The following is a 22,723-nucleotide window of genomic DNA, read 5'->3' as shown; positions in this document are numbered from 1 at the left end:
CCGAAGTTACGAATGTTCGAGTTCGCCCTTGAGGGTCATGCCGGTGCGAATCAACGTCGCACCTCTTTCGGGCCAATCGCTCAAACCGAGCAGATCGAGGATGTCTTGGATTTTCAAAGACGCCCCGTCCGCGGTCACGATGCGAGCGACGAGTTGATCGGGTTGGAGATCGAGAACGGGGATATGGGTCGCCACGTGGGCGGTGACGGTCTTCCCCTTCCGCTCGATCGAAACGATGTCTTGTTTGCTGAGAGTCTCAATCGCAGCGGCGGTGCGGCTGGCCTCGGCGTCATCCCATGGCTCGGGCAAGGTGACGCGGTAGTCCATCGCGGCGAGCTGTGCCTTGCCATCGGCTAGATCGACTTGCCGGACGCTCTGGATGGTCAACCCAGGTTGATCGTCCTGCTGTAAGCGTTCGAGCAATTGATCCGCTGGCCATTCTTCGCTGAGCTCGAGGTCGAGCACTTCATCGAGACTTTCGACCCCGAGCGAGAGAGCGGAGGGAAACTGCATACGCGGTTTGGGATGAAACCCTTCGGTCATCGAAAAGGGCAATTCAGCGCGGCGGCCGATCCGCTCCCAGAGATTTGCTAGGTCCCGATGGCTGATCCAACGCAGCAGCCCGGTCTTGGCGAAGCGGACCCGGTAGCGAAAGCGAGGCGTCCCCACCGGTTGCAGGTTAGGGGAAGTGTTGCTGTTAGATCTGGGATGCCGCCGCGTTCGGTTCATTGCATCACCAATTCAGGCGCCAAATCGGCGAGTCGGTCCATCAGATACAGATCCACATCGCGAGCGGACTCCAGCTTGCAAATTCGCTCGGCAATCTCTTCACATTGCTTGATCGAGACGCTCCGAATCGCTTTCTTGACGCGTGGCAGCGCCGACGGCGGGACGCTGAGATTCCGCACTCCCATGCCGAGCAGCAACAAAGCACGAGCCGGGTTACTACTCATCTCACCGCAAACGCTTAGCGGCGTTTGGGTGAGTTCAGCCACGTCGATACTGGCCTGGATCAGCCGCAGAACGGCCGGGTCGCTGGATTGATACAGGTCCGCCACCGACTCATTGGAGCGGTCCACGGCGAGGGTGTACTGAGCCAAATCGTTGGTGCCGATACTGAAAAAATCGACTTCCGCAGCAAACCGTTCCAACGTGATGACCGCAGCGGGCACCTCGACCATCATCCCCACTGGCAGATCGCTGCGGTAGGGCACCCCAGATTCCTTTAAATCTTCGGCGACGACATTGAGCAGCATGCGGGCTTGACGCAGCTCTCCGATCGTCGTCACGAGCGGGAACATGACGCGCACGTCACCGAGGGCCGCGGCCCGGAGAACGGCCCGGAGCTGAGGTCGAAAAAGATCGAGATTGCGGAGCGACAAGCGGATACTGCGCAGCCCTAGGAAGGGATTGTTCTCCGCTTGGGCGCGTTTGCCATGCCCCATCTTGTCGGCGCCCAAATCGAGCGTGCGGATGACCACGGGCCGGCCACCCATCTGGGAAATGACCTCCGCATAGGCTTCGTAATGGTCCTCTTCGGTGGGTTCTTCCTCCGAGGACAGGTACAAAAACTCAGTTCGATAAAGTCCGATCCCATCAGCACCTCGCTGCAAACAGGAGCCGGTTTCATGCGGGAACTCAATATTAGCATTGAGCGAGATCCGCACATTGTCGGTCGTCTCGGCAGGCAATTGACTCTGCTCAGCCAACCGCAACGCGAGCGTGCGTCGGTACTCCGCTCGCTGCCGATAGCTATCGAGGACTTCGTCCGTCGGGTCGATGATCAGCCGGCCGCGATCCCCATCGACGATCACGCAGTCAGCACCTGCGATTACCGGCAAAAACTCACCGATGCCGACCACCGCGGGAATCTCCAGCCCTTTGGCGACGATCGCGGTATGCCCGCCGGGGCCACCGACCTCGGTGCAGAACCCTTTGACGAACTCACGATTGAGCCCGGCTGTTTCGGTCGGCGTGAGCATTCGTGAAAGCACAATCACCGACTCGTTCAACTCCATCAACGGCTGGCGAGTGACGGCGCCGAGCTGCATGAGCAGTTGCCGCTCGATATCGAGCACGTCCTGAGCCCGATCGGCGAGGAAGGGATTCTCCAGTCGCTGCAGAGCGGTGGCGTAGTTGTGCAACACGCTGCTGACAGCGAAAGCGGCCGACTGATGGTCTTCGCGTATGCGTTTTTGCAGTTCGCTGTGCAGCCGAGGATCGTGCAGCATCTGCAACTGGGCAGCGAAGATATCCCCGGTTTTGCTACCTGCGGTCGCGGTCGTCTCGAGCCTGCTCTGCTCGAGCTTCTGGGCCACTTCATCAACCGCGTCTTGCAGACGCGCGAACTCGCCCTCGACGTCCGACGCGGGGACGATGCACCGTGGGATTCGATAGCCATCGGGGTCGAGCACCAAGGCCGACGCAATGGCCACGCCCGGTGAAACGGGAATGCCTTGTAGTTCCAGCATCGCGGTGGATGCTTGTCTATTTCCACTTGGATACCGAGATCCAACCGCTCTGAAAAATGAGCAACTGGAGGTGGTGGCATCCACAACGAGTCATTCGTCTTTTCGCTCACCATGCGCACTCATGGCATGACCGATCTGTCACGCACATCGACGCCCACGCAGCGATCAACCAGGGTCATCCCCTGCGAACGGTCCTGTTGCACGCGGAAACAAACAGCATCATCTGATCTCTTGAAATGTAAGTTGGTATGGAACGCTGCCACGCAGCGAATGGGCTCGCCATCGACGACTCAGCGAAAAGGCTCAGATCGTCTGGAGAGAGTGGTATTTTGTTAAAATGGGCGGCAAGCGGCTCGGTTATTTATGGAGACGGTTGACCGTTTTCGTGAAATCCCTGTTCGAACAGTTCGCAGATGGCCGCTAGTGCATTTTCGGCATCGTGGCCCTGAACGGTTAGCTTCAATTCGGTTCCCTCGGTCGCGCCGAGAGTCAGCAACGATAAAATACTGCGGCAATCGACCTGCTCGGACCCTTTCTGGATCATGATCGTCGACTCAAAGCCGTCAGCGCATCGAACGAGCAGATCCGCTGGACGGGCATGCAAGCCCTGCGGATTAATCACGTGCACGATGCGTTCGAGCGGGGGCGGATTATTGAGCGGCGGTTGGTTCATGGGTTCCGATGGAAGGGTTCATCGAGAATGGCTACGCAGAGATCGCCAATAAGTTCAACCGGCGGCAAATTGATTGTCGTCAGCTTCCTGCAGCAACTGCTGAATGTCGTCAGCCGACTTGCTTTGCTTGAGAAAACGACAGAAAGATTCATCGCGGAGCTGCCGAGAGATATTCTCGAGGGCTCGCAGGTGATCACCAGGCCGTTCGGGGGGGCTGATCAGGAGAAAGAAAAGCTGAACGCGTTCACCGTCGAGAGAATCGAAGTCCACGCCTGCTTCGCTCACGCCGACCGTGCCGACGAGCTCCGAGACGCTGGGATGCTTCGTATGGGGGACCGCGACTCCGCGACCGATTCCGGTACTGCCGAGTTCTTCCCGCTTCATGATCGCCGCGATGATGTCGTCACGTTGATCGGCGGCGATTTCACCGGACTCTAACAATGAGTCAACGAGTTCATTGATGACAGCCTCTTTCGTAGTGGACTGCAGGTTGGCGCGGATCGCACCTTTCTTGACAAAGTCAGAAAACTTCATGGCAACGGTATGTCTGGAATGGGTGGTATAAATTTCGTGAAAAAGTGAGCCTAATCGTAACCGGCTTCACTCGTCTTCGCTCGTTGGAGCGGCTTCGACGTGTTTGTGGGCCGCCGAGCGGTTCCCGGTCTTGCGGTCTTTGAGCCGACGCAACTGCTGCTCCACTTTGGGGATCGCATTGTCCAAAGCCGCGATGACGTTGCTCGCCTCGGCGCGGGCGATGGAGTCTTCGGCGTGCTCCGCAGAAACTTTGAGTTCGACGACGGGCTTGTCCAACTGCTTCAGATCGATAGTGACCTCGATCGCATTGATTCGGTCATAGAGTCGTCGAAGTTTGATTGCCTTTTCCTCGATCAGATCCTGGTCTCCAGGCTGAAGAGTGCCGTGGCGGGCTGAAACATTCACTTGCATGTTCAAACTCGTATTGGGTAGAGAAGCCGCTCGTCTTGGTTCCAGCTAGGTTCCTACTGACCGTTTCCGGTAGCAGATCTCGCTAGCCGCAGTTCCCGCCAGCCATGGGGCTAACATTCCCGCTGGCCGACGTGCTCCGCCTAGTCGATGCGCTCCGCTTAGGTCGGTACGCTCCGCTTATGCCGACTCGGTAGGAATTCTTGAAACCATTTCACCGCGAGTGGGAATGTACAGCCTAGCCGAATCGGACGCTGCCGAATAGCGATCCTTTGACTCATTTTTTGAGACTGCCAGACAATTCCCCAACCGCTCGCAACCGCCCATCCAACGCCCGTCTCACTTTTCTAAACTGCGTCCCCATGACAGATCCCGCCCAACGCGATAATCTTATCTGAGCAATTTTCGTCCCAGCCCCGTGGTTTTCTCTAAAAATCACTCCCCCTCTAACCCCTACAGCTGAGATTTATGGCTCGGAAGGTCGTCAATCGGCAGGAAAAAGCAGCCGAAGCAGATGCTGCTGAAAAGCTGGCAGCCGAGGTCAAACGCAAGAAAACCTCGAAGCGCAAAACAAAAAAAGCTGCCGCCGATGTGCGCCTGCGGCTCTATTGGGGCGTTTTTAGCCAGAATCTGAAACGGGTCTCCGTTTATGAATTTGACCAGCGTGACGAAGCCGTCAAGCGGGCCGACGAACTGAGCAAGGGCGGCAAATCACCGCACTTTGTCCAGAAAGTCAAAGAAGAGATCAAACCTGAGTGAGTCTCAGTCGACGTTTTCCTGCCCAGTGGGAACCGTGCGAAACCGTGTGGCTGGCCTGGCCACATAATCAGGAGACGTGGCCAGGACACTTTGACGGAATCCCCGAAGCTTTCGCAGCCTTCGCCCTCGCGATTGCCGAAACCACGCCAGTCCGGATTTTGGCCAGCAAGGAACTGGCCGATTCCTGCCGAAACTCGCTCGCCCGGGCCAGCGAACTGCTTGGCGGCGACACCAGCACGGCCAACGAGATCAAGATCCTCGAGATCCCGACCAACGATTGCTGGATCCGCGACTTTGGCCCCACCTTTGTCCACGACGGTGACGGGCTCCTCGCGGTGAATTGGCACTTCAACGCGTGGGGAGGCAAGTACTCTCCTCACGATCTCGACCAGGCCGCTGGCCGAGAAATCGCGCGAGCCGCTGGGCTCCGCTGCCTGCACGCTGACCTGACCCTCGAAGGCGGCGCGTTAGAAACCGACGGAGCAGGCCGACTGATCGTGCATTCGGCCTGTGTCGTCGATCCAGCACGAAACCCCAACCTGACTCAACAAGAGATCGCCCAGAGGTTGCACCAGTATCTTGGCGTCGATGAAATTGCCTGGATCGACGGCGGCCTGATGCCCGGTGACGACACCGACGGCCATATCGACCAGCTCGCCCGGTTCGTCGATCGCGAGAACATCGTCGCCGCCGTGGCCGACAGCGAAGATGCCCCACTCGCCGCCGCGCTGCAGGCCAATTTCAATCAACTGAGGCTATGGGGGCAGCAAACCAGCCCCGCGGTGCAGGTTCATCGCCTGCCCGTTCCGCCGCCGCGGAGCATCGATGGCCAGCCGGTCCCGCAGAGCTACTGCAATTTCCTGAGACTCGGCCCAAACCGTATCCTAGTCCCCACTTTCGCCCAACCCGATCACGACGATCAAGCGATCAAGATCCTGACGGACCTGTGCCCGGGTGTTTCGATCGAAGGCGTGCCCTGCGAGAAAATTGCGTGGGGACTCGGGGCACTGCACTGCGCGAGCTGTCACCAGCCCCAAACGCTGCCATCCCAGCCCTCGGCTTAGCGACACACGATGAATAAATGTCGGTTTTAGCAGTGGGCGAGGCGACGAGTCCTGCGGCTTTGGACTCGTCGCCTCCGCCCACTACGACAGAAATTGATCGAACGCTGCTTAGCGATTCGCGGGGGAGCGGAAAGGCCTCTCAACTCTGGCCTCGCAGGTCATTACAGGACTTCACCCGCCCGCCGCCGAAGGAGACTGCTGAAACAGTCGCTATTCCAGGTGTTCCTGCCGCAGCACAAGCCCGAAACGCTAGCGAGTGGAGTCAGATCAACGCTCGCGCGCCGGCTTGTATTTCAGCAGTCTTCAAAGTTCGAGGGAAGGGCGCACGCTGGTTTGGGAGCTCCCGTTGCGCTTTCGGCCCTCCCCGAAAAACTCGCGAAAGGCTCGTTTCCCGACCCTCCCAGCTTCGCCGGGAGGGTGAAGTAAATCCTGCTATCACGAACGCGTGATTACGGGCAGTTTCCGCCAACACAACCGGCACCGGTTTGCATCACGGGAGTTCCCTGGCTGACGACGCCACCGGAGGGGTAGCTGCTGACCGTCGTGTACGACGCGCTGCCTGAGCCCCCGCATCCGCCGGAATAGACGGGAGTGCTCGAATAGGTCGAACCACACGAACTGCGGGGCTGGCTGTAGCTGACCACGGATCGACGCGAGGAGTGGCAGCGACGCTTTGACGAACCGCAATGCCGCTTCGACGAGTAACCTGAGCAGGAGCTACCCACCGAGGCGTGACTGGCCGTGCTGCCACCGCAACACGACGTGGCAGGATAGCTCTGAGTGGAAACAGGTTGGCTGTACTGAGTCGTCGCTGCGGAGCCGTAGACAGGAGCCGACGACACCACAGGCGCACTGGTGCCACAGTTTGTGCAGCCGCTACCCGTCGCCATCTGGGCCTGTGCGGCCGAGCTAAGCGAAACGCCGCAGGCGACGGCAACTGTCATGGCGAGTGACCGCGTGAGAAATCGTGAGCTGATAGTTTTCGAAGACATCAAGGGTTGATCCATTGGGAGGAGTCGGAAGAGAGTTCAGCAATCGTCGGATTGCGTGTATGGGAGTCTCAATGGACGTCGAATACTGCCGTCCGCCACGACTTGAGCGAAAAATCGGAAAATTCGGAGAAATCCATTTCACCTCTGCCGACACGCTATTCAACTGTTCAGACCTCGCACCCAGGCCGATGGCATCCGTTCGCCTCCAGTCCTTTGCGTGCCCATTGGAATCGGTAAACTCAATCGCTATGAGCACGCAAAGCCCTCCCGCCGCCCAGTTCGATCTGCACCAGCCCTTCGCACCCTCGGGAGACCAGCCCGCTGCGATTGAGAAGCTGACTGCGGGCTTTCAGGCTGGCCGTACCGCCCAAACGCTGCTCGGTGCAACGGGGACAGGCAAGACCTACACGATGGCCAATGTCATCGCGAACCTGGGCCGACCGGCATTGATCCTCAGTCACAACAAAACGCTCGCGGCCCAGCTCTACGGGGAGTTCAAAGAGTTCTTTCCCAACAACGCCGTCCACTACTTCGTGAGCTATTACGACTACTACCAACCCGAAGCCTACATCCCCCAACGGGATGTCTACATCGAGAAAGACTCCTCGATCAACGAAGAAATCGATCGCTTGCGACTCGCGACCACCAGCTCTCTGGTCAGCCGCCGGGATGTAGTCATCGTGGCGTCGGTGAGCAGTATCTACGGCCTGGGGTCGCCCCAGGACTACAAAGAACTCGTGATCGACATTCACCGTGGCGAACAAACCCGCCGCGATCACCTGTTGCTCAAACTTGTCGACGTCCAATACGACCGCAACGACTTTGCCTTTGAACGCGGCAAGTTCCGGGTCCGAGGCGACTCCATCGAGATCTGGCCGACGTACGAGGAGTTCGCCTATCGCATTGAAATGTGGGGTGACGAGATCGAGCGGATCTCGTTGATCAAACCTCTCTCCGGTGAAACGATTCGTACAGTAGACGACCTCTACATCTACCCAGCCAAGCACTTCGTGATGCCCGAGGACCGGATTCAAGCGGCGCTGAAATCACTGCGTGAAGAACTCGCTGAACAGCTCGAGGTATTCCAGAGCCGCGGCAAGTTGCTGGAGGCTCAGCGGTTGTCGGCACGAACGAAGTTTGACTTGGAAATGCTCGCCGAAGTTGGCCATTGCCCAGGGATTGAGAACTACTCACGACCGCTCTCGGGAAAAGAACCCGGGGCCACGCCAGACACGCTCTATGACTTCTTTCCCGAAGACATGGTCACGTTCGTCGATGAGTCCCACGTTACCGTGCCGCAGGTCCGGGCCATGTATGCGGGTGACCGGAGCCGTAAAACGACGCTCGTCGAACACGGGTTTCGCTTGCCCAGCGCCCTGGACAACCGCCCTTTGAAATTCGATGAATGGGAAGATCGCACTGGACAAATTTGCTACGTCAGCGCCACACCGAGCAACTATGAACTCGAACGCACCGGTGGAGAGGTGATCGAACAGATCATTCGCCCCACCGGCCTGCTCGATCCTGTGGTGGAAGTCGTCTCGGCGCGCGGACAGGTCAACCACCTGCTCGAAGAAGTACGGCTCCGCGCCGCTCGCAATGAACGCGTGCTCGTGACGGCATTGACGAAGCGGTTGGCTGAAGATCTCTCCAACTATTTCCAAGAGCAAGCTGTGCGATGTCGCTGGCTGCATAGCGAGCTCAACGCTTTCGAACGTGTCGACCTGCTGCAAGAACTGCGCACCGGTCAATACGATTGCCTCGTCGGCGTGAACCTCTTGCGAGAAGGCCTCGATCTGCCCGAGGTGTCTTTGGTCGCCATTCTCGATGCCGACAAGGAAGGTTTCCTGCGGAGCGAGACGAGTTTGATTCAAACGATCGGCCGGGCCGCTCGGAATGCGAACTCACGCGTGTTTTTGTACGCCGACAAAATGACCGACTCGATGCAGATGGCGATCGATGAAACCGAGCGACGGCGTGCGATCCAGCAGGCGTACAATGAAAAGCACGGGATCGTGCCCAAGACGGTCTTCAAATCCGTGCGAGCTGGCATCGAATCCGACGCGGCAAAGCACCGGGCGGCCGAACGCGAGGCCACTGCCGAAAGCGAGATCACTTACATCACGCTGGAGTATGTCGAGGCGCTCGAGCGAGAGATGATGTCCGCAGCCGAAGACCTCGAGTTCGAACGCGCCGCGCGGCTTCGCGATCGGGTCGGCCAGCTTCGCGAGCACATCGGCAAGCCACTGTCAGAAGTCGAACTCCCTGAAAAAAGCGACAGCTCCGGCGGCCGAGGAAAAGGCCGCCGAGCGGGCAAAAAACAAAAGGGCATCAACCCTTCACTCGCCAAAATCCCCCGCCCAAAACGCGGGTAAGGTCTTCTAGGCCGCAGACCGACACGGCTTGACGTTGGCTGACGCCAACGGCAGGGGATGTGTCGGCCTCCGGCCTGAAAACACGGAACAAACGGAACCCCCGGCGTTGCCCAACGGGGCGTCGTCATCAACTCGCGTCAGGATTGGAGATCACTGAGTCGTATCCGGTGGTGTTCGCTTGCGTTCAAACCACCGGCTATTTTCTAAAACGCCTTCGGCGTGGGCGAACTTGGGTTACTCCGACGGAAGCGTGCGCAGAGCACAGCGGAAGGTTTTTTGAGGCATGGCTCTAGTGGTCTGTCACAGTTAAAAGTTAGGATTGATCGTAGTGGACGAGGCGACGAGCTGGTCATTACCCACAAAACCAGATCCCCTGTCAGCTTGTCTGACAGGAATCACCGTTTTGTGATTAGATCAAGATGGAGCATTCACCCCGCTCCCATGCGGGCTTGCCCCGCATGACAGCAAAGTTTATCGACTTGGTTTCCTGTCAGACAAGCTGACAGGGGAACGTGTGTCGATACCGCGGTTTTCTAATTTCAAAACGTCGCTTCCCGTGTGACAAGCACACGGGGGAGCAAACTAATGGGTAATCAACAGGAGGCGACGAGTCCTTGGATTTGACGCCAGTTCAGGACTCGTCGCCTCGTCCACTACCCTAAGAATAAGTCGTGACAGACCACTAGTATCCAATGATCGTTCAAAAATGCGTCCCTGACGAACAAACGCTCGCCAGGGACCGACAACACCATTGGCGTACCGCTTTTGCAGGGAAACGCTGGCGACCGAGATATCCCTTGCCAAGCCAGCACCTCTGCAGAGCTCGGCTCCGTTTCTCCCGGCAGTGCCAGTCTAACATTGATAATCACATCCCAAAAATAAATCCTTCGATACGGGAGCCATGCCTTGAAAACCTCGGGCGCTCGCTTCCGTCGGATGAGCCCAAACTTGTGGGTAATCCACAGGGACTCCGCACGTCGATCGCTACCCCTTCCGCAGCATCGCGATCAGTTCATCGTTGTCCAGCTTCGCTGCCGCGGCGGTGCCTTCCATCACTCCAGCAACCAGATCGCGTTTGGTCTCGTGGAGCGCAAAAATCTCTTCTTCGATCGTGCCGCGGGCGATGATCCGGTACACCATCACCGGCTTGTCCTGCCCGATCCGGTGAGCCCGGTCGGTCGCCTGATCCTCGACGGCGGGGTTCCACCAAGGATCCATGTGAATCACGTAATCCGCCGCGGTCAAATTCAAACCCGTGCCGCCCGCTTTGAGGGAGATCAGGAACACGTCAGCGGAGCCGTTCTGAAACGCATCAACACGCTCCTGGCGGGCCTGAGCGGGCGTCGACCCATCGAGATACTCGTAGCTGAATCCAGACTCTTCGAGCTCACTGCGGATCAACGCCAGGTGCTGAGTGAATTGGCTGAAGATCAACGCGCGATGGCCCTCCTCTTTGAGGTTGCTGAGCGTTTCACGGAGCTGCACCAACTTGGCGGCATCGCCGGTGTAGGAAGCATTGACGAGCTTGGGATGGCAACTGATCTGACGCAATCGGGTCAACAACGCCAAGATCCGGAAGCGTTGGTCCTGTGTCGTCACCGTGGCTTCCAACTGGTCGACCTCGCCGATCGCCTCAAGCCGCACACGCTCATATTCAGCACGCTCTTCCTTGGATAGATCCACGTACAGGTTCATCTCCGATCGCGGTGGGAGATCCTTGAGAACTTCAGACTTCTTACGGCGGAGCACGAAGGGTTTCAGCCGATCGGCCAGTCCCTGCCGGGCGGCTTCGTCGTTATTCTTTTCGATCGGCAGCGCGAATCGCTTGCGGAACTGTTCCCATCCTCCGAAAACGCCGGGCGAGACAATATGGAAAAGGCTCCATAGCTCACCGAGATGATTCTCAACCGGTGTCCCCGTCAGCGCCACCGTCCAGGCGGCGGGGATGTCGGCAATCGCTCGAGACGTCTTGCTGCGACTGTTCTTGATCGCCTGGGCTTCGTCGAGCACCATCGTGCCCCACTCCACATCGGCGAGCGCATCCTTATCACGCAGAGCCAGGCCGTAGCTGCAAACGACGACATCGCCCCGTCCCACCTGCGGCAGGAACTCCGCGCGTTCGGTTTCGCGGTAGAGGTGTACGGTCAGCCCCGGTGTGAACCGCTCGGTCTCACGCACCCAGTTGAACGCCACGCTGGTCGGCGCGATGACCAGTGCAGGCCCCTCGTTCTTGCGGTCGAGCATGACGGCGAGCGTTTGCAGGGTCTTGCCCAAACCCATGTCATCGGCCAGCACACCGCCGACGCCCCATTCGGCGAGCCGCCGCAGCCATCGGTACCCTTCGACTTGGTAATCACGCAACTCGGCATCGAGTCCTTCAGGCAATTTTGGGTCGAGCGATTCGGCGCGAGCCAAACGCTCAACACACTTCTGCCAGGCCTTGACCGCTTTGAACTCGATCTCTCCATCATCGAGAAAATCTCGGATCGCTGGCGCCGCGGTGGCGTCGAGCTTCATCGTCTTGCGATCCGCATGAGTCGCATCGCGCAGTTGCCGCAATCGCCGACGTAACTTTTCGCCGATACGTGCCCACTGGCCGTCCTTGAGCCGAATGAAATCGCCCCGGATCGCATCCGCGTCGGCGCCCGCGAGGTTCTCTAAGAGCGTGCCGAGGTCGAGCTTGTGTTCGCCCACCTCGCACTGGCCCGAAATCCCAAACCAATCCCGTTTGCGATTGATCTCAACCTTCACGTTCTGGCTGGAGATACTGCCGAGCACAGAGACCGGTTTTTCGCTATTGCGATCCCAGAGCACTTCCGGCGCGGGCATCTCCGAAGCGTCCACGCTATCGGCGCCAGCGGTCTCGGCGTCGCCGGACCAGGACTGCAAACGATCGATCAAGTTCAGAGCGTCGCTAAAGTCGGTGATATGAGCCGCAAAGCGTTCATCCTGCAACGATTCATCGGGTTCGCAAAACCGGAAACCGAGTGTTTCAGCCAGCCGCTCGGCGTGCTCGATCTCGCCAGCCGTATCCCGCCGCATTTGAACCGGTTTCCCATCCTCTTGCGCGACGCTGATCGCCGGTGGGCTGCCCGGACGGAGAATTCGCCCTCCGCTATCGCGAACCCGCAGAGCAACGTCGAGGGATCCGTCGGCGTTACTACGCAACAATACCACCGGATGAGCGGGGGCATCGACGATGGGTCCGAGCAGCTCCTCGGGCAAACGAATGGTGAACCGCGACTGGAGGCTCTGCAGGCGTTTGACGAGCTCCTCGCCATGCTCGGCAGCAACCCCCGGAAAAAACAGGAACTGTTTGACCAAGGGAACTTCCGACTCCGCCACTGAAATGATTGAGATCAAGCAGCGGGCGGCATCGAAACGCAAAAAGGCACCGTTATCAGCTGTCGCCATCTGCACTGCGCCATCGGCGGTACTTGTCCCGCCACTCGCCCGGTAGGCCGCTACGGCGGCGTCGCGCGTCTGCTGCTTTCGCTCCGCATCATCCGCCGCTAGCAGGACGATAACGATGTAAACTTCATCGACGAGCGCGACCTCAAATTCAAAGTCATCTCGGCGGACCGTGACCGAATCTTTGTCGAAGTACACATTCGGTGCATCGATGAGTGTTTCCAGGGCCTTCATCAGATCGAGCTCGTATTCGCTGCGGTAGCTGTAGTAGCTCTCGTTGACGCTGACGTGACCGAGCACCCGCCGGTCCTGAGCACTGCGCCGTAGATGTTTGTCGTGCAGCGCGGAATCGAATTTGATCCGCCGCCCTTTCGTATAACCCTTGCCTCGTTTCTTAGGCTGTTGGCTGATCGGGTAGACATCGATCCACTCGGGGTCAACGTCCACCCGCCAGGCCAGGCGGGTGTCCAGGTCCACCTCTCGCCGCTCGAGCGTATCGGCCTGGATTAGAGATTGTTCGCTCGTGTCGCCGATGCTCTGGATCGCTGCATCAAACTGCTGGAACAGAATCTCAGTGAAATTCGGCTCAAAGCGGTTGTAGTTGGGCTCGCCGCGTGAAAACCGTTCCGCTGCAACGCGTTTAGCGAGCGGAGACGATTCTTCGTAGAGTTGGTCGACTAAGTACTCGACAAAAGCAACCGCGTGGATGCAGAGGTACTTGCCCCGCGACGTGGGACATCCACAGGCGACTGGCGGGTCACTAGCGAGCGCCCGGGCAAAGACGGGGAAAACATCATTGCCCGCGTGGCAGGTCCCATGGATCTCGGCCTGCGAATAGACTTCCGTCACCTCGTAGGTGAACGGGGCTTCGGCGTCCACCAACGCATCGGGTGCCGACTCGTACACGAGCGAAAACTGATTGGCCCACCGCTCGGGGCGCGTGACCACATCGTCATCAGCAAATCCAAACAGATCCTGATCCGCATCGTCGATCTCCATCTCACTGTACATGGCTTCGATCTCGCGTTGGGATATCTGCGGCGGTGAAAATGGATGGGAACGGCGTGAAGTCATCTATCACTTCCTTGCTAAAACGAAACGACGAAGAGAAGGCATGCCCCTCTCGGATCCACTCAAATCCAACCGATCAGCCGGATGGCGGCGATCGCGGTGAACCCCAGTAGAATCAAATTAAACCATTTCTGCGACACCCGTCCTACGAGCCAGCGACCGGCGAGCATCCCCAGCGGGATGGCGGGAACCAGGATCGCCCCGATCAGCAGCGTCGAACCGGTGATCAAGCCGAGATTGAAACTCAACGGGAGTTTCAGCACGTTGAGAACCAAAAACAGCCATGCACTCGTGCCGATGAGCTCCCATTTCGGCAACGCCACCGCGAGCATGTACAGCGCCACGACCGGCCCCGCCGCATTGGCGAGCATCGTCGTCACCCCCGCCAAGAGCCCCAGCACCACAGCAAACCACGTTTGATGAGGCACATGACCAAACCAATCCGGACGGTAGGTCCGCACGAACTGGACCACACACAGCGATAAAATAATGCCGCCGACGATCCATTTGAATTGGTCCGAATCCAACCGATCCATCATCATCCAACCGATCAAAATACCGCCGATCGTCGGCGGCAGCAGACGACGAACATGCCGCCAATTCGCTTCGCGACCAAAAAAATGAATCGCACAGCAATCCCCCACCACCAGCATCGGCAGTAGCACGCCCGTCGAAGGCATGGCCCCGAACACGAACGCAAACAACACCACATGCAGCATGCTGACCCCGGGAAACCCCGCTTTCGAAAACCCAATCCCAGCAGCCCCCAGTACCAAGCACGCCCATTGCAGAGGGGTGATGAGCGTCAACATCGAGATATCCAGCGGGCCAGCCTTGTTCTGTTGGGCGTGTTCGAAACGAGCGGCCCCCGTTATGACGACAAACCCTCTCCAAGACAACTCATCGACAGGCGATCCGCCAGCCGAGACGGGCGGAGCCGTCTGGCTACAATAGATTCACAGGGTCGATATCGATGAGGAATTCGACTTCGTCTTTGGGGTCGGTCTTAAAATCCGCCAAGGCGCGGCGGATCGTCTCGCCGACCACGGCCGCCTCGGTCGCTTGCAGCAGCAGATGGAAGCGGTACTTGCCCCGCAAACGGACGATCGGTGGCGGGGCAGGGCCGAGGATCCGGACTTCGCTCTGGAGCAGGTCTCGAGCCGACTCCAACCTCGCCAAGATCGCGTCGGCTACCGCTTCCGTTTTGTCTTCCACTGGCCCGCGGATAATGATCCTCGCGACGCTGCCCAATGGCGGGTAATTGAATTTCCGCCGGTTGACCATCTCGTCCTCGACGAACTGCATGTAGTCGTGCCGCGAGGCAGCTTGGATCGCCGGGTGTTCTGGCGTGAAGGTCTGCACGATCACCCGTCCGCCCCGGTCTCCGCGGCCTGTCCGACCAGCGACCTGCGTGACGAGCTGGAACGTCCGCTCGGCGGCCCGAAAATCGGGAAAGTGCAGTGCTGAATCGGCATTGATCACCCCGACCAACAACACATTGGGAAAGTCGAGTCCTTTGGCAATCATCTGCGTTCCCAGCAGAATGTCGATCTCACCGCTGCGAAATTCCGATAGCACACGCTGGTGGCTGCCGGGCCGCTTCATCGTGTCGCTGTCCATCCGGGCAATGTTCGCGTTGGGAAACTTTGCCTTCGTTTCGACTTCGAGTTTCTGTGTCCCGAGCCCCCCGTAGCGAATCCCATCAAACCGACAGGATGGGCACCAGGGCGGTGTAGCGATCGTGTAGTCACAGTAGTGGCACATCGCTTTGCCGCCGTCGCGATGATGCGTCAGCGGCATGTCACAGTCGGGGCAGGCCACGACGTGCCCGCACGCCGGGCACTGGATCGTCGTGGCAAACCCGCGTCGATTGAGCAGCAGAATCGCTTGCCCGCCCTCACGCAGCGTATCATCGACGGCTTGCTTGAGCGGCCGACTGATCGCACCGCCACCACCGCGTTCATCTCGCACCCGCAGATCGACGAGCTGGACGTCGGGCATCGGTCGATTGGCCACCCGGTTGGGCATCGAGATCAGCTCCGCGTGACCGGTTTGAGCGGCATGCCAGGCCTCCATCGACGGCGTGGCCGATCCGAGCAGCAGCGGTACGCCCAAGGACATGGCCCGGGCATGGGCGACCTTCCGCGCGTGGTAGCGCGGCTGCGTATCCTGTTTGAACGAGGTGTCGTGCTCCTCATCGAGCACGATCAAACCGAGGTTGGGCAGCGGCGCGAACACGGCGCTGCGCGGCCCGATGACCACCTGAACCTCACCACGACGAATCCGCTGCCAATGAAAATGACGCTCCGACGGAGACATCTGGGAATGCAGCACCGCGACGGATTCGAATCGACTCTCAAAGCGGCCACGGGTCTGCGGGGTCAAGCTGATCTCGGGCACCATCACGATCGCCGATCCCGCCTGCGAGACGACATGCTCGATCGCCTTGATGTAAACCTCCGTTTTGCCGCTGCCGGTGACCCCATGCAACAACAGCGTCCGCCCCCGGCCGCTATCGACCGCCGTTTGGATGCGATCGAGCGCAGCGGATTGTTGCTCGGTGAGTTCGTGGCTACGGTCGACCTCACCATCATTCTGTTGGGCGAGAATCCGGATTCCCGAATGCATCTCACGCCGTACCTCAGGGACGATGGCGCCCTTTTTCTTCAGCCGCCGAATCGGATCCTCGGTGCATTTGGCGCCCACGGCGAGTTCGGCCGCCGTCATCGCTCGGGCCGACGAGATCAATAACCGCATGGCGGCCTGCTGCTTGGCGGGCAGTTTCTCGATCTCCGCGTCCGACATATCTTTCGCAGGCGTGAAATAGGTCGTTTTTTTTGTGCCCGCACCCGCCCGCACGCTCGCGGGAATCAGCGTGTCGAACACCTGCCCCGCAGGGACTTGGTAGTAATGACTCATCCACATCACCAGGCGTACGAGAGCCGAATCGCACAGCGGCGAATCATCGAGGCACTCGGTAACGTCACGCAGCTTGCGATGCAGTGCCGTGCCCTGCTTGACCGCCACGCACCAACCCGGCGTCGGTTTCTTGCGGTGACCCAGCGGCACGGCGACCCGCATTCCCGGCTTGAGTTCCTCGAGCAGCGGATCAGGGATGCGATAGTCATACGGCCCATGCGGCGAACGGGCGAAGACGATCGACGCGAGCATCACGTCGTCCTGGACAGCGAGCTCCCAGGGCGGCGGGTCGGTCTCAAACAACTCCGATTGCGACGGCTCTTGGCGCGAACTCTCGCTCCGTTTCGACTTTTCCAACGCCGCGAGCTCAGGCAGCAGCTCGCCGAGGTCATCGACCTCGCCGAGATCATCGAGCGAACTGTGCTCATCAGGCTCGTCGGTGGGTTCAGAGGGTGGCAGGGGCGGCGACACGGGCGATCCAGGATTGCGGCGGGTAGCCAGCGGAGACAAATCAAGCGGCTCGATACCCAAATCATCCAGCAGGACAGGCAGTGAATCAAGTGTTGGCATGTCAGAACTCCGCGAAACATGGAAATGTAGGCACCCATGCACTATCGCCACCGAGCGTGACACGTTTGGTCACGCTTGCCGGCAGCCGGGAGCGACCAGCGGCGAGCTGATTCCCATGGCCGCCCCCGATTTCTTCGCCACGATCGACCAGTGACCGATTCGGCGCCCAGAAATTGGGCAGGGCGTTTCCAACCTGACGCAGGCAGATGGCTCCGAGCACGCGTTCGATGGCGATACCAGGCAAGACGTCCCAAAACAAGGATACGCCGCCCCCACTGCTCGCTAACGGCGACACCCGACCCGTAACGCCATGAGTGCGGAGATACCGCTCGAAAACGAACACCCTTTACCTGCACCGGAGAACCGGCTTCGAGCACACCAAGGCTGGGGAGGTTCAGTAGCCCCATTGAGAGTGCAAGTGCTTCCAATCGAGGCAGTGTTGGTAGCTCTTATGTGCACCGCGAAGCAATTTCACTTGCGGGAAGGCCGGAGAGTTTCCCTCGTGAGTTTGCCCTCCGTGAAAACCCAAAAAACGACAAATTCTCTGTGGATCCCAGTTCGGCTGCTGGCGTTGATGACGGAACTTCATCTCCCCATAAGCCTTTTATGACTAACGCGCGTTTCGAGGGTAGCTCAAGCCACGTTGCAAGTTGGCTCGTTTGTTGCTGACGCCTTTTTCAAGGTGGGGCACCATCGACATGGCCGCCCTGTTGCTATTGGTTTGTCCTGTCCACGATGACGATAAGGTTAGAATGTCCGCTCATAAAGATTTGTCCGGTGCCCGCAAGGCCGGATTCACGCTCGTCGAACTACTGGTGGTGATCGCAATCATCGGTGTTCTTGTTGGCTTGTTACTGCCGGCTGTGCAAGCTGCCCGCGAGGCCGCTCGACGGATGAGCTGCAGTAACAACATGAAACAGCTTGGCTTGGCCATGCACAACTATCACTCCGCGTACAACGCGATTCCTAAACATGGCACCGGCTGCTCGGATCCCGGTGCAGGGATGCAAACATGGTCGTCGAGCACGAACTCGCTAATGATGTTGAGCTGTTTCGTCGGCATGACACCGTTCTTTGAACAACAGGCGTTATGGCAAGAGATCAGCAACCCATCGACTTTCCAGGTCTCCAATCCGACGGCACTGCGCAACCCACCCTGGCCAGCGATGGGGCCGGCGCCGGAAGAGACTGCGATTGGGTATAACTATCGCCCATGGATGACACAGATGAAAACCCTTCGCTGCCCCAGTGACCCCGGTGAAGGGCTGCCAGCGATGGGGCGTTGTAACTACTCAGCATGCCTAGGGGATTCCAGTACGTGGTTGGCACTGTACGGCAACATGGGCGATGGTTTCAAAGTGGAAAACACCGCCTCGACAAGGATCAACGCCGTCGCCCGCGGTTTCTTCAAGCCTCGTGTGCAGACCCGCTTCCGCGATGTAACCGATGGCCTTTCCAATACAATCGCGTTTGGCGAACACATCTCGTCACTATTTGATCAAGATGTACGGGGCCAAACCGCCTACGATATCTCCACTGCCTACGACAGCCCCCGAGGGTGCGACGCCTACGTCAGTCCGGAGCGACCAGGGTTTTGGTCCAATGGGGCTGACGGCGGGAGTGCACCGCCAAACGTAATGGGTGGCAGCGCTTGGTTCGCAGCGAACTGGGGACGGGGTTGTGCATGGGCCCACTTTGGATCGGTGGATACCGGAATGCTGACCCAGGCGCCACCGAACAGCCCCACGTGCAACGCTTGGTGGAGCAAACTGCAGCCCGGAAATATGCCGCCAAGTAGCCAGCACCCCGGTGGATGTCACGTCGTCATGGGCGACGGGGCCATCAAGTTCATCACGGATTCGATTGAATCGGGCAACCAAGACTCCAACAGCCCCGGCTATGACAACAACGACAACGTTCTGACGGGGAATCTGTCGCCTGGTTCAGCCAGCCCGTACGGCGTTTGGGGAGCACTCGGCACACGCGCGGGAAGAGAAATACTCGAATCGGATTTCTGAAGCATGCGACGAAGTCCTCGCCTCTCCCCAAACCGCGCCTATCCTCTGCTCTTCGACGCAGCTACCAAAGGTTTTTGAATGAACAAATCTATCTCCCTCGTTGTGCTACTCACGTCGATGCTCGTCGTCGTCGGATGTAGTGAGCCCGAGAGCTCTCTCGTCACACCGGACGCTGAATTCTATGAGAAGGGCATCGAAGCGGCAAAAAATGGCCCGCCCCCGGGGGCCTCTGGCCCGCAAACGGGCAGGTTCAAGGCGGAACCTCCCCGCTCGGCCGCGGTGGATGGAGGCTGAGCCAGAGCAGACCGCTAAAATGATCGCCCGACGCGCACGCGAGGAGCCACAGCTGGTTCCTCGCTCACGCTTCGGGCTGCGGTTTGCCCACCACTTTCTCTTAACGGATGATTCTCCCAACCAACGAATCTCCCAACCAACGAGAGTTGCGACGTCGGTATGCCTAACGACGACAAAGCTCTCGCGTTGAGGGATGAGTGAATCGAGCAGCGATCGTTGCCCCTGGACCTGCGATTGCCCATGGATCTGCGATTGACTGACCGGTGCCTCACTCAATGAGACCGGCAACCGTCTGGTCAGGCGGCAGTGGGAGGACTCGCGACGGGCGGAGCCGTCGGTCGACAATGCCGCCGGGCGGACGTGTTGCCAGCTAAGAATGCCGTACAGCCCGGCGTAAGAAGGTCCTGAAAATTCACGGGTTGCCAGAAACAGGGTTCGCAGATCATACTCCCGACCCAATCTGGTAAAATCCAATTCCTCCCATTTCCCACGCACGCCCGCATTTCGATGGCAAAAAGCAAGAAAAAAGCCGAGACCGTATTCCTGGTCTGTGAAGAAACCGGCCACTACAACTACACCCTCCAACGCAAACCGGGCGGTGAAAAACTGCGGTTGAAGAAATACAACCCGCACGTCCGCAAACACACCTGGCACCTCGAAAAGAAGAAATAGGCTGCCCGAATGAAGCGGCAATGGCGGATCACCCCGCACGACGCACCGTTGGTCGAGCAATTGATTCGCACCTCGGGACTCGCTCCTGTTGTCGCTCAATTGCTGGTCAGCCGCGGCGTGTACTCGTCCGACGATGCCGCTGCGTTTCTCGAGACGAAGCTCACCAACCTCCGCGATCCCCAAGAACTACCGGGTATCCCAGAGGCGACCAGGCTGCTGCTCGCCGCGATCGAAAATCAAACTCCGGTCGTGATCTACGGGGATTACGATGCCGATGGCATGACCGCCTCGGCCATCATGGTCAACGCCCTGCGTCTGCTCGGAGCGGACGTGAGCTACTACGTGCCCAACCGGCTCGAGGAAGGCTATGGGCTCAATGAAGAGGCGATCCGCACGCTGCAATCGCGAGGCAAGAAAATCATCGTCTCGGTCGATTGTGGGATCGCGAGCATCGCTTGCGCACGCCTGTGCCGCGAACTCGATCTCACCCTAATCGTCACCGACCATCACCAGATGGGCGACGAACTGCCCGATGCCGCCGCGATCGTCCATCCCCGCTTGCCCGGCACCACCTACCCTTTCGGCGAACTCTGCGGGGCGGGCGTGGCTTTCAAATTGGCGTGGTCGCTGTGCCAAGCCAAAGCGGGCCAGAAAAAAGTCACGCCGCCGATGAAGCGATTGCTGATGCAATCTCTCGCTCTGGCCGCGATCGGTACTATCGCCGATGTGGTCCCGCTGATCGACGAAAATCGCGTCTTGGTCAATCACGGCTTGCGAACCCTGCAAACCGATCCGCTGCCCGGTTTGGCGGAATTGATGAAGCGGACGAAACTCGATCAAGTCTCCGAGCTGACCACCGAGAGCGTCTCCTTCACACTCGCCCCCCGGCTCAATGCGGCCGGTCGGCTCGGCCAAGCCCCGCTGGCAATCGAGCTGATGACGATCGAGGCCGGCGAACGGGCCGGCATGCTGGCGGAGTACATCGACGGGCTCAACGGCACCCGGGACACGCTGCAGCGGAGCGTCCAGCTGGCGGCGCAGAAACAGCTCAAGGAGCAATTCGATGCCGAATCCGACGCGGCCCTGGTCCTCGGCGGCGTCGGTTGGCACGCCGGCGTGATCGGTGTCGTCGCCGGGAGGCTGGCCGAACAATACGCCAAACCCGTGATCATTTTGTCGCTCGACCAAGCCGGGAAAGCCGATGCAGTCGGCTCCGGCCGCGTCGGTGGAACGGGGGTCAACCTGTTTGCGGCGCTGCAGGAATGCGAGAATCGCCTGGTTCGATTCGGTGGCCACCCCGCCGCGGGCGGATTGACGATCAGCGAATCGGAGATCGAAGCCTTCCGCGGTGACTTCTGCGAAGCCGTTGCCCGGCAGTGGGCCGAACAGGAGATCGAGCCAACGATCCAAATCGATGCCGAGGCCCCGCTGGGGCAATTGAATCTGCACATCATGAAACAGATCGAGACCATGGCCCCGTTCGGTGCGGGCAACCCGCGGCCGATCCTGATGGGCCGCGGCGTGGAGCTGGCCGAGCCAGCCAAAAAGATGGGCAAGAGCGAGCGGCACCTCACCGTGAGGCTAAAACAGGGCGACAAAGTCATCCGCGGCGTGGCCTTCGGCGCCGCCGATTGGTGCGACCCACTCAACGACTGCGCCGGCCCCCTCGAAATTGCCTACCGACCCGTGATCAACGAGTTCCGCGGCTACAAAAGCGTCGAAATCCATCTCGTCGACTGGCGCGAACAAGCCGTCGCCCCCGCCTGATCTGGCGAAATAGTAGCCAGACGGCTCCGCCCGTCTAAGCTAACACAATAGCAGCCAACCGGCTCCGCCCGTCTGAGCTAGCACCGATTCGCAATTCGGACAAAATTTGTCGGTGGAATAGGCCAACGGCGCGAGCCCCCTTGGTTACCAGCAAGTATCCCGACAGGGATGATAGAAAATAGCCGGTGGTTTGAGCGTAAGCGAACACCACCGGATACGCACCGCGGCAAATTACGTGGCGGCCGAGTACGGACGTGGAGCAATCATCGGGACATAGCACTTTGTCAACCATTTCGACTGGCGGCCTCCAGCCAGTAACAGCCGCGGCGCACCTCGTGCGCGTCGCTCGTCCACTTCGCTCTCCGGAAGAACCAACGCCTGGGCGGCTTCGTGCCGCAGGTGTCGCGGACGATCGTGTCCGCCAACGACAAACGGCAGCCTATCGGCTACCGCTCCAACGTCGCTTCGCTCCTTTGCAGAGGTTTGCCCATACCCTAATCGGTACCGGACACCCTAATCTTTTTCAAGCGTGCCGAGAACTGGCGATGGGGATCACTGTGGCGATGGTTGCAGAGCCCAGAACCCAACCCTCAATTACTTTCGGCATGGCCCATACCGAGACTTCCGCGGTGGGTTCAGCGAGTCAACGAACCTCTTGATCAACACGAACTCGCGGCGGTGCAGTTGTCAGCCCAGCGCGGACGTCCGTTCGGAGAAGAAGGGTG

Annotated in this window: 17 protein-coding genes; 7 read left to right on the top strand and 10 right to left on the bottom strand. The window is 59.3% G+C overall.

All coding sequences use genetic code 11. From position 1 onward, the window contains the following. Positions 1-6 precede the first annotated feature (6 nt). The 5 genes from CA85_RS10285 to hpf form a co-directional block, all read right to left on the bottom strand. Entirely contained in the window at positions 7-729 is a 723-nt protein-coding gene (locus CA85_RS10285) for a TIGR03936 family radical SAM-associated protein (protein WP_146391236.1), read from the bottom strand. After that, entirely contained in the window at positions 726-2,471 is a 1,746-nt protein-coding gene (gene ptsP, locus CA85_RS10280) for a phosphoenolpyruvate--protein phosphotransferase (RefSeq protein ID WP_146391235.1), read from the bottom strand. Before ptsP ends, CA85_RS10285 begins: the two co-directional genes overlap by 4 nt. Before the next feature lie 361 nt (positions 2,472-2,832). Further along, positions 2,833-3,144, bottom strand: a complete 312-nt coding sequence (locus CA85_RS10275) for an HPr family phosphocarrier protein (RefSeq protein WP_146391234.1) — start codon at positions 3,142-3,144, stop codon at positions 2,833-2,835. Positions 3,145-3,198: 54 nt separating this feature from the next. Beyond that, on the bottom strand, positions 3,199-3,678 hold the full coding sequence (locus CA85_RS10270) for a PTS sugar transporter subunit IIA (protein WP_146391233.1): 480 nt from the start codon (positions 3,676-3,678) through the stop codon (positions 3,199-3,201). Between the two features lie 66 nt (positions 3,679-3,744). Beyond that, positions 3,745-4,089: a ribosome hibernation-promoting factor, HPF/YfiA family gene (gene hpf / locus CA85_RS10265; RefSeq protein ID WP_146391232.1), complete on the bottom strand. Its 345-nt coding sequence runs from the start codon at positions 4,087-4,089 to the stop codon at positions 3,745-3,747. Between the two features lie 465 nt (positions 4,090-4,554). On the opposite strand from hpf, the gene CA85_RS10260 reads away from it, so the two are divergent. Then, the gene (locus CA85_RS10260; RefSeq protein ID WP_146391231.1) at positions 4,555-4,845 is read left to right on the top strand and encodes a hypothetical protein; all 291 of its coding nucleotides are present in this window, start codon (positions 4,555-4,557) and stop codon (positions 4,843-4,845) included. Further along, complete coding sequence (locus CA85_RS10255; protein ID WP_146391230.1) at positions 4,842-5,909, top strand: agmatine deiminase family protein; 1,068 nt, start codon at positions 4,842-4,844, stop codon at positions 5,907-5,909. Before CA85_RS10260 ends, CA85_RS10255 begins: the two co-directional genes overlap by 4 nt. Before the next feature lie 449 nt (positions 5,910-6,358). Here the strand turns inward: CA85_RS10255 and CA85_RS10250 are convergent, their stop codons facing one another. Continuing rightward, positions 6,359-6,901, bottom strand: coding sequence for a hypothetical protein (locus CA85_RS10250; protein ID WP_146391229.1), 543 nt, complete (start codon positions 6,899-6,901; stop codon positions 6,359-6,361). Positions 6,902-7,149: 248 nt separating this feature from the next. Here CA85_RS10250 and uvrB point away from each other — a divergent pair, with 248 nt between their 5' ends. Next, positions 7,150-9,276, top strand: coding sequence for an excinuclease ABC subunit UvrB (uvrB, locus tag CA85_RS10245; protein ID WP_146391228.1), 2,127 nt, complete (start codon positions 7,150-7,152; stop codon positions 9,274-9,276). Positions 9,277-10,260: 984 nt separating this feature from the next. Here uvrB and CA85_RS10240 read toward each other — a convergent pair. The 4 genes from CA85_RS10240 to CA85_RS10225 all read right to left on the bottom strand — a co-directional run bounded on the left by CA85_RS10240 (position 10,261) and on the right by CA85_RS10225 (position 17,542). Next, positions 10,261-13,761 carry a DEAD/DEAH box helicase gene (locus CA85_RS10240; RefSeq protein ID WP_146391227.1) on the bottom strand — a complete coding sequence of 1,167 codons (3,501 nt, stop codon included), beginning with the start codon at positions 13,759-13,761 and terminating at the stop codon, positions 10,261-10,263. Between the two features lie 59 nt (positions 13,762-13,820). Beyond that, positions 13,821-14,570 (bottom strand): sulfite exporter TauE/SafE family protein, encoded by a 750-nt coding sequence (locus CA85_RS10235; protein WP_146391226.1) that lies wholly within the window; start codon positions 14,568-14,570, stop codon positions 13,821-13,823. 133 nt (positions 14,571-14,703) lie between these two features. Further along, the gene (priA, locus tag CA85_RS10230) at positions 14,704-17,247 is read right to left on the bottom strand and encodes a replication restart helicase PriA (RefSeq protein ID WP_246112669.1); all 2,544 of its coding nucleotides are present in this window, start codon (positions 17,245-17,247) and stop codon (positions 14,704-14,706) included. A gap of 1 nt (position 17,248) precedes the next feature. After that, the gene (locus tag CA85_RS10225) at positions 17,249-17,542 is read right to left on the bottom strand and encodes a hypothetical protein (protein WP_186774854.1); all 294 of its coding nucleotides are present in this window, start codon (positions 17,540-17,542) and stop codon (positions 17,249-17,251) included. A 457-nt stretch (positions 17,543-17,999) separates the two neighbouring features. On the opposite strand from CA85_RS10225, the gene CA85_RS10220 reads away from it, so the two are divergent. The 4 genes from CA85_RS10220 to recJ all read left to right on the top strand — a co-directional run bounded on the left by CA85_RS10220 (position 18,000) and on the right by recJ (position 21,998). After that, positions 18,000-19,265, top strand: a complete 1,266-nt coding sequence (locus CA85_RS10220) for a DUF1559 domain-containing protein (protein WP_146391224.1) — start codon at positions 18,000-18,002, stop codon at positions 19,263-19,265. Between the two features lie 78 nt (positions 19,266-19,343). Continuing rightward, positions 19,344-19,559 carry a hypothetical protein gene (locus tag CA85_RS10215; RefSeq protein ID WP_146391223.1) on the top strand — a complete coding sequence of 72 codons (216 nt, stop codon included), beginning with the start codon at positions 19,344-19,346 and terminating at the stop codon, positions 19,557-19,559. A 507-nt stretch (positions 19,560-20,066) separates the two neighbouring features. Then, positions 20,067-20,231 (top strand): 50S ribosomal protein L33, encoded by a 165-nt coding sequence (rpmG, locus tag CA85_RS10210; protein WP_146391222.1) that lies wholly within the window; start codon positions 20,067-20,069, stop codon positions 20,229-20,231. Positions 20,232-20,240: 9 nt separating this feature from the next. Continuing rightward, positions 20,241-21,998 (top strand): single-stranded-DNA-specific exonuclease RecJ, encoded by a 1,758-nt coding sequence (gene recJ, locus CA85_RS10205; RefSeq protein WP_146391221.1) that lies wholly within the window; start codon positions 20,241-20,243, stop codon positions 21,996-21,998. Positions 21,999-22,723: the final 725 nt, after the last annotated feature.

Origin of the sequence: Allorhodopirellula solitaria (assembly GCF_007859855.1) — a bacterium.
GTDB lineage: Bacteria > Planctomycetota > Planctomycetia > Pirellulales > Pirellulaceae > Rhodopirellula > Rhodopirellula solitaria.
This window is presented reverse-complemented; position numbering and strand designations above follow the sequence as displayed.

Excerpts from the sequence above, each read along its gene's own strand:
- CA85_RS10285 (WP_146391236.1), bottom strand. The coding sequence starts at position 729 with ATGAACCGAACGCGGCGGCATCCCAGATCTAACAGCAACACTTCCCCT.
- ptsP (WP_146391235.1), bottom strand. The coding sequence starts at position 2,471 with ATGCTGGAACTACAAGGCATTCCCGTTTCACCGGGCGTGGCCATTGCG.
- CA85_RS10275 (WP_146391234.1), bottom strand. The coding sequence starts at position 3,144 with ATGAACCAACCGCCGCTCAATAATCCGCCCCCGCTCGAACGCATCGTG.
- CA85_RS10270 (WP_146391233.1), bottom strand. The coding sequence starts at position 3,678 with ATGAAGTTTTCTGACTTTGTCAAGAAAGGTGCGATCCGCGCCAACCTG.
- hpf (WP_146391232.1), bottom strand. The coding sequence starts at position 4,089 with ATGCAAGTGAATGTTTCAGCCCGCCACGGCACTCTTCAGCCTGGAGAC.
- CA85_RS10260 (WP_146391231.1), top strand. The coding sequence starts at position 4,555 with ATGGCTCGGAAGGTCGTCAATCGGCAGGAAAAAGCAGCCGAAGCAGAT.
- CA85_RS10250 (WP_146391229.1), bottom strand. The coding sequence starts at position 6,901 with ATGTCTTCGAAAACTATCAGCTCACGATTTCTCACGCGGTCACTCGCC.
- uvrB (WP_146391228.1), top strand. The coding sequence starts at position 7,150 with ATGAGCACGCAAAGCCCTCCCGCCGCCCAGTTCGATCTGCACCAGCCC.
- CA85_RS10240 (WP_146391227.1), bottom strand. The coding sequence starts at position 13,761 with ATGACTTCACGCCGTTCCCATCCATTTTCACCGCCGCAGATATCCCAA.
- CA85_RS10235 (WP_146391226.1), bottom strand. The coding sequence starts at position 14,570 with ATGTTGACGCTCATCACCCCTCTGCAATGGGCGTGCTTGGTACTGGGG.
- priA (WP_246112669.1), bottom strand. The coding sequence starts at position 17,247 with ATGCCAACACTTGATTCACTGCCTGTCCTGCTGGATGATTTGGGTATC.
- CA85_RS10220 (WP_146391224.1), top strand. The coding sequence starts at position 18,000 with ATGTCCGCTCATAAAGATTTGTCCGGTGCCCGCAAGGCCGGATTCACG.
- CA85_RS10215 (WP_146391223.1), top strand. The coding sequence starts at position 19,344 with ATGAACAAATCTATCTCCCTCGTTGTGCTACTCACGTCGATGCTCGTC.
- rpmG (WP_146391222.1), top strand. The coding sequence starts at position 20,067 with ATGGCAAAAAGCAAGAAAAAAGCCGAGACCGTATTCCTGGTCTGTGAA.
- recJ (WP_146391221.1), top strand. The coding sequence starts at position 20,241 with ATGAAGCGGCAATGGCGGATCACCCCGCACGACGCACCGTTGGTCGAG.